Source organism: Ferrovibrio sp., assembly GCF_035304305.1.
GTDB lineage: Bacteria > Pseudomonadota > Alphaproteobacteria > Ferrovibrionales > Ferrovibrionaceae > Ferrovibrio.
On sequence record NZ_DATGQG010000061.1, the window covers coordinates 1 to 13,953 of the forward strand.

Consider the following 13,953-nt stretch of genomic DNA (forward strand, 5'->3'; position numbering starts at 1 on the left):
AACACCTCGGTGTGCCTGACGATCGCCGACAAGGACGTGCTGGCGCTCGACGCCGACGCGCAGGCCGCCTTCGCCAAGGGCCTCGTCGCCCTCCTCGACAAGGAAGGCGTCGCCTATGACATCGGCGCCTATCGCGACGCCCCGTCGGGCCTGCGCATCTGGGCCGGCGCCACCATCGACACGGCCGACCTTGCGGCGCTGATGCCGTGGCTTTCCTGGGCCTTCGAGACCCAGAAGGCGACGCTTTCCAAGGCTGCGGCCTGAATTTTTCGCGATCGGCTCCGTCCCTGGACGGAGCCTCCCTTTATTTCATCTCCCTAGACCGATTTAAGGAGGCCTCCCATGGCACCTCGCGTACTCGTATCTGACGAATTGTCGGAAACCGCCGTCCAGATCTTCCGCGACCGCGGCGTTGAAGTTGATTTCCATCCGAAGCTCGGCAAGGACAAGGAAAAGCTCCTCGAGATCATCGGCAATTATGACGGTCTCGCCATCCGCTCGGCCACCAAGGCGACGGAAAAGCTGATCGCCGCCGCCACCAACCTCAAGGTCATCGGCCGCGCCGGCATCGGCGTCGACAATGTCGACATCCCGGCCGCCTCGCGCCGCGGTATCATCGTCATGAACACGCCGTTCGGCAACTCGATCACCACGGCCGAGCATGCCATCGCCATGATGATGGCCCTGGCCCGCGAGATTCCCCAGGCCGACCGTTCCACCCAGGCCGGCAAGTGGGAGAAGAACCGGTTCATGGGCGTCGAGCTCTACGGCAAGACGCTCGGCCTGATCGGCTGCGGCAACATCGGCTCCATTGTCGCCGACCGCGCGCTCGGCCTGAAGATGAAGGTGATCGGCTACGACCCCTTCCTGACCCCGGAACGCGCCACCGCGCTCGGCATCGAGAAGGTCGAACTGGATGAGCTGCTGGCGCGTGCCGACTTCATCAGCCTGCATACGCCGCTGACCGACCAGACCCGGAATATCCTGGATGCCGGTGCCCTGGCGAAGACGAAGAAGGGCGTGCGCATCATCAACTGCGCCCGCGGCGGCCTGGTGGACGAAGCGGCGCTGCGGCAGGCGCTCGATTCCGGCCACGTGGCCGGCGCCGCCTTCGACGTGTTCGTCACCGAGCCGGCGAAGGAGAACGTGCTGTTCAACCACCCGAACTTCATCGCCACGCCGCATCTCGGTGCCTCGACCACCGAGGCGCAGGAGAATGTGGCGCTGCAGGTGGCCGAGCAGATTTCCGATTATCTGCTGACCGGTGCCGTCACCAATGCGCTCAACATGCCGTCGGTCTCGGCCGAGGACGCACCGAAGCTGAAGCCCTACATGAAGCTCGCCGAGCAGCTGGGCAGCTTCGTCGGCCAGCTGGCCGAAGCCAGCCTGACCAAGGTGATCATCGAATATGAAGGGCATGTGGCGACGCTGAACACGCGGCCGCTGACCGCCATCGTGCTGGAAGGCCTGCTGCGCCGCCAGCTCAGCAGCGTCAACATGGTCAATGCGCCGCTGGTTGCCAAGGAGCGCAACATCGAGGTCTCCGAGGTCAAGCACGAGCGCGAGGGCGATTACCACACGCTGATGAAGGTCACGATCCATGCTGACAAGGTGCGGCATCTGTCGGGCACCCTGTTCGGCAACAAGCATCCGCGCGTGGTCGAGATCAAGGGCATCGACATCGATGCCGAACTCGGTCCGAACATGCTCTACGTCACCAATGCCGACAAGCCGGGCTTCATCGGCCGGCTCGGTACGGTGCTGGGCGATGCCGGGATCAACATCGCGACCTTCCATCTCGGCCGCGCCGCGGTCGGCGAGGACGCGATCTGCCTCGTCGAGGTCGATAGTCCGATCCCGGCCGATGTGGTGGAGAAAGTCCGGCAGATTCCGGGCGTCCGCCAGGCCACGCCGCTCGCCTTCTGAGCTTTGCGGCCGGGCCGGGCCGTTCTAGAATTCGCCGGTTACGACATGGAGTTCCGAATGGCCCGCCCGTTCCGCCTCGCTCTGGCCAGCCTTGCTGTGGTGCTGCCGCTGGCTCTGGCTGCCTGTAACGAGCCGAGCACCGAAGAGACGATCAAGCGATCGGAAAACGTCAGCACGAAAGCCGAGCTGGAGAAGGCGCTCGGGCGGCCGACGGAAATCCAGAAGCTCGGTCCGATCGAGCAGTGGACCTACAAGACCAGCGACGGCTCGGTGACCTTCGTGCTGGCCGGCGAGACCGTCACGCTGGCGTCCGGCGGCACCACCAAAAAATAATCCGGGAAAGAAACAGTCAGGCCTGCGGGTAGCTTCGCCCGCCGAAGATCGCGCTGCCGACCCGCACATGGGTCGCCCCCAGCATCGTCGCCGTGTCGTAATCGCCGCTCATGCCCATGCTGAGCTGGGCCAGGCCGTTCCGCTGCGCAATCTTGTTCAGCAGCGCGAAATGCGGCGAGGGCTCTTCCTCGGCCGGCGGGATGCACATCAGGCCGACCACCGGCAGCTTCAGCCGGTCACGGCAATCGGCGATGAAGGCATCGGCCTCCTGCGGCGCGCAGCCGGCCTTCTGCGGCTCCTCGCCGGTATTGACCTGGATGAAACAGGGCAGCCGTCGGCCGCTTTTCCCGAACTCCTTCGCCAGTTCCTCGGCAAGTTTCGGCCGGTCCAGCGTATGGATCACGTCGAAATGCGCCACCGTCTGTTTCACCTTGTTGGTCTGCAGCGGGCCGATCAGGTGCAGCACGAGGTCGGGATATTCCTCGCGCAGGGCAGGATATTTCGCCATGCCTTCCTGCACGCGGTTCTCGCCGAAATGGCGCTGCCCGGCGACCAGTGCCTCGCGGACGGCTTCGGCGGGAAAGGTTTTCGCCACCGCGATCAGGGTGACCGAGGCGGCATCGCGCCGGGCCTGCGCGGCGGCATCGGCGATGCGCTGCCGCACGGCGGCGAGATTGGCGGCAATGCTGGAGACTTCCGGGCCGGTATTGCTCATGGCAGGCTGTATGCCATGCAGCACCCCCCAGCCGCAACGAAGCCGAAACTGCCTCACCGGTGGCTGGTCACCGACGCCGCCCGGCTGCCCGACCCGCTGCCCGCGGCGGCCCGGCTGTCGCGCGGCGAGGGCGTGCTGTTCCGGCATTACGAGTGGCCGCGCGCGGAGCGGGAAGCGCTGGCCCAGGAGCTGGCCGCGCTCTGCCGGAGGCGGGGGCTGCGTCTGCTGGTGGCGGGGGATCCCGGGCTGGCCCTGCGCTGCGGCGCCGACGGGCTGCACCTGCCGGAGGCGATGCTGGTCCGTGCCGCCGGCATCGCGGCCCGCCATCCCCGCTGGCTGGTGACCGCGGCGGCGCATGGCGAGGCGGCGATCGTCCGGGCCGCGCGGGGCGGGGTGGATGCCGTCCTGATTTCGCCGGTTTTCCCGACCGGCAGCCATCCGGGCGCGGTCGGACTGGGAGTGCTGCGTTTCGCACAGCTGGCCGCGGCGGCGCGGCGCCGGGGGCTTGGCGTCTATGCGCTGGGCGGGATCACGCGGCAGACCGCGCAACGGCTGGTCCGGATCCCCAAAAACGGAACCGCCGCCATCGCGGGGATGGCGGCGGCCGGTAATCAGACGTCGGTCTGATCAGAACGAGTAGGAATAGCCGAGCGAGAAGACTGCGGCCGCCTGGCAGGCATCCGGGCATTCGGTCTTGCTCAGGTTGGTATCGACATACTGGATGCCGGCGGTGAAGCCCATGTAGGAGGCGAACAGGCCGATATTCCAGTCGACATAGTCGTCGAAGCCGAACGCGGCATTGTCATCGACATACTGCTTGCCGACATTGGCCACGATCTGCGGATCCAGCGCGGTCACCGGCAGCGGGATGGAGACGCCGGCGGTGACGTAATAGGCGTCGCCGCTCTCCAGCGTGTAGTCCGGGCTGTAGTAGATGCCGGCGCTGGGGACCACGAAGCCGAGGTCGTAGCTGGCCAGCAGCTTGAACTCGGTGAAGTTCAGGTCGGCACCCGAGGGCTTGTCGACGTAGAGATACTGGATGACGCCCAGATCGAGGCCGAGATTGCCGAAGGTGGCGCGGATGCCGAAATTGGGGTCGACTTCCGCATCGGTGTCGTCGCCGAAATCCACTGTGCTGGCCCAGACGCCGCCGTACAGCGTGTAGGTGTCCGACAGGGCATAGGTCAGCTCCGCGCCGGCCTGCAGGGCCGGACGGTCGTCGGTCTGGCTGATGCCGCGGAAGAAGTACTCGGAAACGCCGGTGACGCCGAGCGAGGCGCCGAACTTGCTGTCCTGGGCGAGAGCGGGAGCGGCCATCAGACCGGCAACCAGAGCTGCGCCGAGTGCAATCCTTTTCATAGGGTAACCTCCAAAGAAATCCCGCGGCGACATAAGCAGAGCGAACGCTGTCGCTCAAATTCTTCTGCGTTATTATCAATCCGAGCCCGAGTAGTGTGTCTCTTCGGTGACACTCATGTAACGAAGCGGGCAATCTGTACAAATTCTGGGCAGCCGCAACGCCACGGTTACGCCCGGGAAATCGACCGGGAGGCAAGGGAAACAGCATGACGGACGCACAGGGCATGGTCATCGCCGAATCACAGGGCGCGGTGCGGATCATCCGGCTGAACTATCCGGCGCGGCGCAATGCCCTGTCGCTGGAGCTGCGCGCGGCGCTCATTGCGACGGTCGAGGCGGCGATGGGCGATGACGAGGTCCGGGCCCTGGTGCTGACCGGCAATGGCGGCGCCTTCTGCGCCGGCGGCGACATTTCCTCGATGCAGGCCATCACCGTCGTGGGCGGCCGGGAGCGGCTGGCCAACCTGCACCGGCTGGTGCGGCTGCTGGCGGCGGGGCCGAAGCCGGTAGTCGCGGCCGTCGAGGGCTATGCCTACGGCGCCGGCATGTCGCTGGCGCTGCTCTGCGACCAGGTCGTCGCGGCCCGGGACGCGAAGTTCTGCTGCTCCTTCAACAAGGTCGGCCTGATGCCCGACATGGCGGCGCTCTGGACCGTGCCGCAGCGGGTCAATGCCGGCTGGGCGAAACGGCTGATGATGCTGGCCGAGGAGGTCGACGGTGAGACGGCGCACCGCATCGGATTGGCCGACCAGCTGGCCGAGCCGGGCCAGGCGCTGGCCGAGGCGATCCGGCTGGCGGAGCGTTTCGCCGCAACCGCGCCGGTGCCACAGGCCTATACCAAGGCGGTGCTGGCCCGCGGTCCGCAACCTCTGGAGGCCCTGCTGGCGCAGGAGGCGGACCTGCAGGCGCTGCTGTTCGGCAGCGAGGACTTCGCCGAGGGCCGCGACGCCTTCCTGGCCAAGCGCCGGCCGGCCTTCCGCGGCCGCTGACTGCGACGTTAACGCTGCGGCAGCACGGCCCGGCCGCCTTGCGGCCGGATTTTCGCCCCCATAGACTGCCGCCCGACAACCAGTCCAAGCGCCTAAAGTTACAGGAGGAAGCGCATGCAGGGGCTCATTCAGGACCGCCCGCTACTGATCTCGTCGCTGATCGAGTTTGCCGCGCTGTATCACGGCAAGACGGAGATCGTGACCCGCACGGTGGAAGGCCCCATCCACCGCTACACCTATGCCGATCTCGCCAAGCGTTCGAAGAAGCTGGCCAATGCGCTGACCCGCCTGGGCGTGAAGATGGGAGACCGCATCGGCACGCTGGCCTGGAACACCTACCGCCATTTCGAGCTCTATTACGGCGTCTCGGGCATGGGCGCGGTGCTGCATACCGTCAATCCCCGGCTGTTCCCCGAGCAGATCGACTACATCGTCAATCACGCCGAGGACCAGTATCTCTTCTTCGACATCACCTTCACCCCGATCATCGAGAAGCTGGCGCCGCAGCTGAAGACGGTGAAGAAATTCGTCGCGCTGACCGACGCGGCGCATATGCCGAAGGACGCGAACATCCCCAATCTGGTCTGCTACGAGGACCTGATCGGCCCCGAGAGCGATGAATACACCTGGCCGGAATTCGACGAGCGCACGGCTTCCTCGCTCTGCTACACCTCCGGCACGACGGGCAATCCGAAGGGCGTGCTCTACTCGCACCGCTCCACCGTGCTGCATTCCTATGCCGTCTGCCAGCGCGACGGCCTGAATCTCGGTTCGGCCGATTCCGCCCTGGTGATCGTGCCGCTGTTCCACGCCAATGCCTGGGGCGTGCCCTATGGCGCCTGCATGAGCGGCGCCAAGCTGGTCTTCCCCGGCCCGGCCCTGGACGGCAAGAGCGTCTACGAGCTGCTGCGCGACGAGCAGTGCAACTTCTCGCTCGGCGTGCCGACCGTCTGGCTCGCCTTCTTCCAGCATATCGACGCCAATCCGTCGCTGGACCTGAAGAAGGACATCAAGCTCGAGCGCTGCGTGATCGGCGGCTCGGCGGCGCCGCGCGCGATGATCGAGCGTTTCGCCAAGCAGTTCGACTGCTTCGTCATCCATGCCTGGGGCATGACCGAAATGTCGCCGCTGGGCACCACCGGCAACCTGCTCAAGAAGCATGCCGACCTGCCGCTGGAGAAGCGCCTCGACGTGCAGGCCAAGCAGGGCCGCACCGTCTATGGCGTCGAGATCAAGATCACCGACGACGAGGGCAAGGAACTGCCGCGCGACGGCAAGGCCTTCGGCAACGTCAAGGTGCGCGGTCCCTGGATCACCTCCGGCTACTTCAAGGGCGAGGGCGGCAAGGTGCTGGACGACGAGGGCTGGTTCACCACCGGCGACGTCGCCACCCTCGATCCGGACGGCTACATGCAGATCACCGACCGTTCCAAGGACGTGATCAAGTCGGGCGGCGAGTGGATCTCCTCGATCGACCTCGAGAATGCCGCGGTCGGCCATCCGGCCGTGCAGGAGGCCGCCGTGATCGGCGTCTTCCATGCCAAATGGCAGGAGCGGCCGCTGCTGCTGGTGATCAAGAAGCCCGGCCAGGAGGTCACCAAGGAAGAGCTGATGAGCTTCCTGGAGGACAAGGTCGCGAAATGGTGGCTGCCCGACGACATCGTCTTCGTCGCCGAGCTGCCCCATACGGCCACCGGCAAGCTGCTCAAGACCAAGCTGCGCGAGCAGTACAAGGACTACAAGCTGCCGACCCCCGGCGCCTGACCGGCCGGCAGTAAGCGAACAGGGCCCCTTTCCCGGGTGGGAAGGGGCCTTTTTCTTTGTCCGGCAGGCGCGTTGGTTTTGCCGCCTTCCCGATAAGCCGTTGATCTCCCTGGGGTGGACCTGTCCGGTTGGAGCCGGTTCGGAGCCAGTTGAGGCCCGTTCAGGGCCAGTTCGATCCCGTTCAGGGCCAGTTCAGTCCCGTTGGATGCCAGTTCAGTCCTGTTGAATCCCGTTGAGTCCCGTTGAGTCCCACCGGGAGCACGGCAGGTCAGCCGGCATTTGCCAAAGCGGGCATGCGTGGGTTCACGATGTCCAACATCAGGAGTGCGGCCCCCGGGCGAGCCCGAAGCCATAGGGTGGAACATATAGCGTACATTGGGTAAAAAGGCAAGTGCAGCCCCGCTATTGAGAGGCGCTTGCAAGATTTCGCAGATGCAGCATTTTTATTTATGAATCAGATACTTAATATCGATTTTAATTGAAGCCTCACAAAAGTGTTTGTAAGCTACATTCCGTCGGGGAAGGAAGCCGTGACGGAAGCTTTATCAAAAGCGATCGCCATCGTCGGTGGCCAGACCCAGCTCGCAAGGCTGCTGGGGGTCAAGCAGGCCAATGTCTGGCACTGGCTGAAAAAGGCCGACCGCGTTCCCGGCGAATATGTGCTCGCGATCGAGAAGGCGACCGGCGGCCAGGTGACCCGGCACGAACTGCGCCCCGATCTCTACCCTGACGCTGCGGCAAGCAACGCCCCGGCTGCCATTGCCGAAGAGGATATGTGGCGCGCGCAGCTCTATGCGCTGCTCGGCCGCTCGCTGGCGCGCCGTCCCGATACCGCCCTGCTGACCGCGCTCGCCCAGCTGAAGGGCGATGCCTCGCCGCTCGGCGAAGCGCTGGCCGCCCTGGCCGAGCGCGCCGGCGGCGTTTCGCTGGAGCGCGCCCAGGAGGAATACGACGCCCTGTTCATCGGGCTGCCCCGCGGCGAACTCGTCCCCTATGCTTCATTCTACCGCACCGGCTTCCTCTACGAGCGGCCGCTGGCCAAGCTGCGCGGCGACATGGCCCAGCTCGGCTATGCCCGCGCCGACGGCGTCTATGAGCCGGAGGACCATATGGGCGCGCTGTGCGAACTGATGGCGCTGCTGATCAGCGGCGACGAGAGCCGCGGCCCGGCCGAACTGGCGACCCAGGAGCGCATGTTCCGCCAGCACATCGCGCCCTGGGCGGAGCGGTTCTTCACCGATCTCGAGAAGGCGCCGAGCGCGCATCTGTACCAGCCGCTCGGCACCGCCGGGCGCATTTTCATGTCGATTGAAACACAGGCTTTTGCCCTCGCTGCCTAGCGGGGTGCCGAACACGGGAGGAAAGCCATGAGTGCGGACAAGCAGAAGGACAAACTGGCCCGTCGCGACTTCCTGCGCAACGCCGGTGTCGGCGCCGCAGCCGCCGTGGCCGCCACCGCAATCGTTCCGGCCGGGGTCGAAGCCGCGCCGGAGAATGCCGAGACCCGGAAGAAGCAGCGCTACAAGGAAACCGACCATGTGAAGCGCTACTACGAGACCAACCGGCTCTGAGACACGGAGAGAAACCATGCTGATCAAGAAAAGCTCCACGGCTGGTTCCGTTTCCGCCCGCGGGAAGCTCTCGGGCATCCTGGCCGGCGCCGCGCTGCAGACGATGGACCGTCGCAGTTTCCTGAGAGCCTCGGGGCTGGCCGCCGGCGGCCTTGCCGCCGTCTCGGCGCTCAGCCCGGCGATGGTCAAGCGCGCCGAGGCGATGCCCTCGACCGGCCCCAACATCGTGAAGAAGAAGAATATGTGCACCCACTGCTCGGTGGGCTGCACGGTGACGGCGGAAGTCGAGAACGGCGTCTGGGTCGGCCAGGAACCGACCTGGGAAAGCCCGATCAACCTCGGCACCCACTGCGCCAAGGGCGCGGCAATCCGCGAAATCACCCATGGCGACCGCCGGCTGAAATACCCGATGAAGCTCGTCGACGGCAAATGGCAGCGGATCAGCTGGGACCAGGCGATCGACGAGATCGGCGACAAGATCAACGACGTGGTCAAGAATTCCGGCCCGGATTCGATCTACTGGCTCGGCTCGGCCAAGTTCTCCAATGAAGGCGCCTATCTCTTCCGCAAGTTTGCCGCCTTCATGGGCACCAACAACATCGATCACCAGGCGCGTATCTGCCACTCGACCACGGTGTCCGGCGTTGCGAATACATGGGGCTTCGGCGCCATGACCAATTCGTACAACGACATCCACAATTCGAAATGCATCGTGATCATGGGCGGCAACCCCGCCGAGGCGCATCCGGTGTCGCTGCAGCATGTGCTGCGCGGCAAGGAGAAGAACAAGGCGCCGCTGATCGTGATCGACCCGCGCTTCACCCGCACGGCGGCGCATGCCACCGACTATGTGCGCATCCGGCCGGGTACCGACATCCCGACCATCTACGGCATCCTCTGGCACATCTTCAAGAACGGCTGGGAGGACAAGGAATACATCCGCCAGCGCGTCTACGGCATGGATGACGTCCGCAAGGAGGTCGAGAAGTGGACGCCTGACGAGGTGGAGCGCGTGACCGGCGTTCCCGAGGCGCAGATGCGCCGCGTGGCCGAACTGATGGCGAAGAACCGTCCGGGCACGCTGATCTGGTGCATGGGCGTCACCCAGCACACGGTCGGCACCGCGAACGTGCGCGCGCTGTCGATCCTGCAGCTGGCGCTGGGCAATATCGGCGTGGAAGGCGGCGGCGCCAACATCTTCCGCGGCCACTGCAACGTGCAGGGCGCCACCGATATCGGCCTCGAGCCGATCACCCTGCCGTCCTATTACGGCCTGTCGGAGGCGGCCTGGAAGCACTGGTGCCGCGTCTGGGGCGTCGACCACAGCTGGATGGTCTCGCGCTTCAAGGACAAGAAGATGATGGAGACGGCGGGCATTCCCTCGACCCGCTGGCTCGATGCCACGCTGATCGACAAGAAGGATCTGCAGCAGGACGACAACATCAAGATGATGTTCTTCTGGGGCCATGGCGGCAACACCGTTGTGCGCATGCCCGATGTGAAGAAGGCGCTCGAGAAGCTCGAGACGCTGGTCATCGTCGACCCGCATCCGACCACCTCGGCCGTGCTGGGCGACCGCAAGAACGGCACCTATCTGCTGCCGGCCTGCACCCAGCTCGAGACCCGCGGATCGCGCACGGCGTCGAACCGTTCGCTGCAGTGGGGTGAGCAGATCGTCAAGCCGATCTTCGAGTCGAAGCCCGACCACTGGATCATGTACAAGCTGGCCAAGAAGCTCGGCTTCGAGAAGGAGTTCTTCAAGAACATCCGGATCGAGGAGGGCGACGAGCCCAGCATCGAGGACACGTTGAAGGAGTTGAATGCCGGCAGCGTGTCGACCGGCTACTCGGGCCAGTCGCCGGAGCGCCTGAAGCTGCACATGGCGCATCAGGCCGATTTCGACGTCGTCAGCCTGCGCGCCACCAAGGGGCCCGCCAAGGGCGACTTCTACGGTCTCCCTTGGCCTTGCTGGGGCTCGGCCGAGATGAAGCATCCGGGCACTCACGTGCTCTACAACACCCACCTGCCGGTGAAGGATGGCGGCGGCGCCTTCCGCGCCCGTTTCGGCGTGGAGAAGGACGGCGTCTCGCTGCTGGCCGACGGCTCCTATCCGGTCGGATCGGAGATCCAGGACGGCCATCCCGAGTTCACCTACGGCCTGCTCAAGAAGATGGGCTGGGACAAGGAACTCACCGATGCCGAGCGTGCCAGGATCGAGCAGATCGGCGGCAACAATCCGGATGCGGTGAGCTGGGCACTGGATACCAGCTTCGGCATCATCCGCGTCTGCATGGCCCATGGCGTGCAGGCGATGGGCAATGCCAAGGCGCGCGCCAATGCCTTCGGCCTGCCGGATCCGGTGCCGGTGCACCGCGAGCCGATCTATTCGCCGAAGCGGGACCTGGTCGCCAAGTATCCGACTTACGACGACCGCCGTGCCTTCCGTCTGCCGCATCTGGGCAAGAGCGTGCAGGCCCGCGACGTGTCGAAGGAGTTCCCGATCATCCTCACCACCGGCCGACTGGTCGAATACGAGGGTGGCGGCGAAGAGACCCGCTCGAACAAGTGGCTGGCCGAGCTGCAGCAGAACATGTTCGTCGAGATCAACCCGGCGGACGCGTCGCGGCTCAACATCAAGGACGGCCAGGATGTCTGGGTCTATGGTCCGGAGGGCGGCTCGAAGGCGAAGGTGAAGGCGCTCGTCACCCCGCGTGTCGGCGTCGGCGTGGCCTTCATGCCGTTCCACTTCTCGGGTCACTGGCAGGGCGAGTCCCAGCGGTCGAAGTACCCGCAGGGCGCCGATCCGATCGTGCTCGGCGAAAGCGCGAACCAGATCACCAGCTACGGCTACGACCCGGTCACCTACATGCAGGAAACCAAAGTCACGCTGTGCCGCATCGAGGCGGCATAAGCGCAGGCGAGGGGAGAAAAGATCATGGCCCGTATGAAATTCCTCTGCGACTCCGAGCGCTGCATCGAATGCAACGCCTGCGTCACCGCCTGCAAGAACGAGCATGAGGTTCCGTGGGGCATCAACCGTCGCCGCGTCGTCACGCTGAATGACGGCGAGAAGGGCGAGCGCTCCATCTCGATGGCCTGCATGCATTGCGAGGATGCGCCCTGCGCCGCCGTCTGCCCGGTGGACTGCTTCTACCGGACCGACGAGGGCGTGGTGCTGCATTCCAAGGACCTGTGCATCGGCTGCGGCTACTGCTTCTACGCCTGTCCGTTCGGCGCGCCGCAGTATCCGCAGGTCGGCAATTTCGGCAGCCGCGGGAAGATGGACAAATGCACCTTCTGCGCCGGCGGTCCCGAGGCCGACAACACCAAGGAAGAGTACCAGAAATACGGCGCCAACCGGCTGGCCGAGGGCAAGCTGCCGCTCTGCGCCGAGATGTGCTCGACCAAGGCGCTGCTCGCCGGCGACGGCGACATCATCGCCGAGATCTACAAGGAGCGCGTCAGCCGTCGCGGCTATGGCTCCGGCGCCTGGGGCTGGGCGACGGCCTACAAGTCCGGCACCTCGGCGTGACCGTATCCGGCAAGGGGAGCGAGACAATGCGCAGGAACTTCTGGACGGGCAGTGTGCTGAAGCCGGCTCTGTGGGCCGTCTTCATCCTCACCATGGCTCTGGCCGCGCCGATGCCGGCCTCGGCCCAGCAGGCGGCGCCGGCCGACGAGGCGGCGCTGCTGCAGCAGCTGCAGGGCGGGCCGGTGACAGGCCGCGTTTCCATTCCCGATGCCAAGTCGGCGGTGCTGATCCAGCCGCAGGGGCGCGAATGGCGCGACACGCTGAACGGCCCGGTCAAGTCGGCAGGCGGCTGGCTTCTGGTGCTCACGGTGGTCGGCCTCGCCGTCTTCCTGGCGGTGCGCGGGCGCATCAAGGTCGAACACGGCCTGTCGGGCCGGACCATGGAACGCTTCAGCGGCACCGAGCGCTTCGCGCACTGGCTGACGGCGATCTGCTTCATCGTGCTGGGGCTGAGCGGCCTGAACCTGTCGTTCGGTCGCTCGCTGATCATGCCGCTGATCGGGCCCGAGGCTTTCGCCTCGCTCACCCAGTTCGGCAAGCTGGCGCATAACTTCCTCAGCTTCCCCTTCGTGCTCGGCGTGCTGCTGATGGCGGTGCTGTGGATCCGCCACAACATCTTCAATGCCGTCGACATCGAGTGGCTCCGCCAGGGCGGCGGACTGCTGCGCAAGGGCGTGCATCCGCCGGCCGGCAAGTTCAACGGCGGCCAGAAGGTGCTGTTCTGGCTGGTCGTGCTCGGCACCATCGCGCTGGCGGTCAGCGGCTATATCCTGATGTTCCCCTTCTACGTGACGGATATCGCCGGCATGCAGACGGCGCAGATCGTCCATGCGGTGGCGGGCATGGTGATGGTCGCGGTGATCCTGGGCCATATCTACATCGGCACCGTGGGCATGGAAGGCGCCTTCGATGCCATGGGCAGCGGCCAGGTGGATGTGAACTGGGCGCGCGAGCATCACAGCCTCTGGGTCCGCGATGCGCAGGCCCGTGGCGGCGGTGACGACTGAGCCGCCGCGGAACGGTTATCCGGAAACGGAAAAGGGGCGGTGGAAACACCGCCCCTTGCTTTTTGCCTGTCGGCTTTTGCGTTGCCGGAAATCTCAGCCGAGATTCTTTTCGGCGAATTCCCAGTTGAGCAGCTTGTCGATCACGGCATTGACGTGATCGGGGCGGCGGTTCTGGTAGTCCAGGTAATAGGCATGCTCCCAGACGTCGATGGTGAGCAGCGCCTTCTGCCCCTTGGTCATCGGCAGGTCGGCGTTGCCGGTCTTGGTCACCAGCAGCTTGCCGTTCTCTTCGACCAGCCACGCCCAGCCGCTGCCGAACTGCGTGGTGGCGGCGGTGGCCAGTTCCTTCTTCAGGTTGTCGAAGCTGCCGAAATCCTTCTCGATGCGCTGGGCCAGCGCGGCTGGCGGCGTACGGCCGCCATTGGGCTTCAGGCTGTGCCAGAAGAACGTGTGGTTCCACACCTGCGCGGAATTGTTGAACACGCCCACCTTGTCCGCCTTGCCCGCGGACTCCAGGATGATCTTCTCCAGCGGCTCGCCTTCGAGCGGTGTGCCGGCGATCAGCTTGTTCAGGTTGTCGACATACGCCTTGTGGTGCTTGCCATGGTGGAAGCTCAGCGTGTTGGCACTGATGACCGGGTCCAGTGCGTTGTCGGGAAAGGGCAGCGGCGGCAGAGTGATGGAATTGCTCACGGTGTTTTCTCGCGGTTGGCTTGTAGCAGCGGGCCAACAAACCCGCGCCGGGGCGGGCATGATA

At 65.3% G+C, this 13,953-nt stretch carries 13 protein-coding genes and 2 pseudogenes; 12 read left to right on the plus strand and 3 right to left on the minus strand.

The genetic code is table 11. The features are described from left to right. From VKZ87_RS07860 to VKZ87_RS07870, 3 genes and pseudogenes are all read left to right on the plus strand, one after another. Positions 1 to 264, plus strand: a pseudogene (locus VKZ87_RS07860) (phosphoserine aminotransferase); the annotation flags it as partial. 78 nt (positions 265 to 342) lie between these two features. After that, a complete protein-coding gene (gene serA, locus VKZ87_RS07865; RefSeq protein WP_324220698.1) occupies positions 343 to 1,926 on the plus strand; it encodes a phosphoglycerate dehydrogenase in 1,584 nt (527 codons plus the stop codon). 57 nt (positions 1,927 to 1,983) lie between these two features. Continuing rightward, positions 1,984 to 2,259 (plus strand): hypothetical protein, encoded by a 276-nt coding sequence (locus tag VKZ87_RS07870; protein ID WP_324220699.1) that lies wholly within the window; start codon positions 1,984 to 1,986, stop codon positions 2,257 to 2,259. A gap of 16 nt (positions 2,260 to 2,275) precedes the next feature. On the opposite strand, the gene VKZ87_RS07875 is transcribed toward VKZ87_RS07870, so the two are convergent. After that, on the minus strand, positions 2,276 to 2,974 hold the full coding sequence (locus VKZ87_RS07875; RefSeq protein ID WP_324220700.1) for a YggS family pyridoxal phosphate-dependent enzyme: 699 nt from the start codon (positions 2,972 to 2,974) through the stop codon (positions 2,276 to 2,278). A 15-nt stretch (positions 2,975 to 2,989) separates the two neighbouring features. On the opposite strand from VKZ87_RS07875, the gene VKZ87_RS07880 reads away from it, so the two are divergent. Next, on the plus strand, positions 2,990 to 3,601 hold the full coding sequence (locus VKZ87_RS07880; protein ID WP_324220701.1) for a thiamine phosphate synthase: 612 nt from the start codon (positions 2,990 to 2,992) through the stop codon (positions 3,599 to 3,601). Here the strand turns inward: VKZ87_RS07880 and VKZ87_RS07885 are convergent, their stop codons facing one another. Beyond that, on the minus strand, positions 3,602 to 4,333 hold the full coding sequence (locus VKZ87_RS07885; protein ID WP_324220702.1) for a TorF family putative porin: 732 nt from the start codon (positions 4,331 to 4,333) through the stop codon (positions 3,602 to 3,604). It lies immediately after the preceding gene. 206 nt (positions 4,334 to 4,539) lie between these two features. Between VKZ87_RS07885 and VKZ87_RS07890 the strand changes: the two genes are divergently transcribed. The 8 genes and pseudogenes from VKZ87_RS07890 to VKZ87_RS07920 all read left to right on the plus strand — a co-directional run bounded on the left by VKZ87_RS07890 (position 4,540) and on the right by VKZ87_RS07920 (position 13,196). Beyond that, positions 4,540 to 5,322 carry an enoyl-CoA hydratase/isomerase family protein gene (locus VKZ87_RS07890; protein WP_324220703.1) on the plus strand — a complete coding sequence of 261 codons (783 nt, stop codon included), beginning with the start codon at positions 4,540 to 4,542 and terminating at the stop codon, positions 5,320 to 5,322. Positions 5,323 to 5,436: 114 nt separating this feature from the next. Next, positions 5,437 to 7,086, plus strand: a complete 1,650-nt coding sequence (locus tag VKZ87_RS07895; protein ID WP_324220704.1) for a 3-(methylthio)propionyl-CoA ligase — start codon at positions 5,437 to 5,439, stop codon at positions 7,084 to 7,086. Positions 7,087 to 7,616: 530 nt separating this feature from the next. Next, positions 7,617 to 7,817: pseudogene (locus VKZ87_RS18470) on the plus strand (transcriptional regulator); the annotation flags it as partial. 42 nt (positions 7,818 to 7,859) lie between these two features. Continuing rightward, the gene (locus tag VKZ87_RS07900; RefSeq protein WP_349254792.1) at positions 7,860 to 8,426 is read left to right on the plus strand and encodes a molecular chaperone TorD family protein; all 567 of its coding nucleotides are present in this window, start codon (positions 7,860 to 7,862) and stop codon (positions 8,424 to 8,426) included. A gap of 27 nt (positions 8,427 to 8,453) precedes the next feature. Beyond that, a complete protein-coding gene (locus VKZ87_RS07905) occupies positions 8,454 to 8,657 on the plus strand; it encodes a ubiquinol-cytochrome c reductase iron-sulfur subunit N-terminal domain-containing protein (protein ID WP_324220706.1) in 204 nt (67 codons plus the stop codon). Positions 8,658 to 8,673: 16 nt separating this feature from the next. After that, entirely contained in the window at positions 8,674 to 11,568 is a 2,895-nt protein-coding gene (locus VKZ87_RS07910) for a formate dehydrogenase subunit alpha (RefSeq protein WP_324220707.1), read from the plus strand. 24 nt (positions 11,569 to 11,592) lie between these two features. Then, entirely contained in the window at positions 11,593 to 12,189 is a 597-nt protein-coding gene (gene fdh3B, locus VKZ87_RS07915; protein ID WP_324220708.1) for a formate dehydrogenase FDH3 subunit beta, read from the plus strand. A 26-nt stretch (positions 12,190 to 12,215) separates the two neighbouring features. Further along, on the plus strand, positions 12,216 to 13,196 hold the full coding sequence (locus VKZ87_RS07920; protein WP_324220709.1) for a formate dehydrogenase subunit gamma: 981 nt from the start codon (positions 12,216 to 12,218) through the stop codon (positions 13,194 to 13,196). A 93-nt stretch (positions 13,197 to 13,289) separates the two neighbouring features. Here VKZ87_RS07920 and VKZ87_RS07925 read toward each other — a convergent pair whose 3' ends face one another. After that, complete coding sequence (locus VKZ87_RS07925) at positions 13,290 to 13,889, minus strand: superoxide dismutase (protein WP_324220710.1); 600 nt, start codon at positions 13,887 to 13,889, stop codon at positions 13,290 to 13,292. Positions 13,890 to 13,953 lie beyond the last annotated feature (64 nt).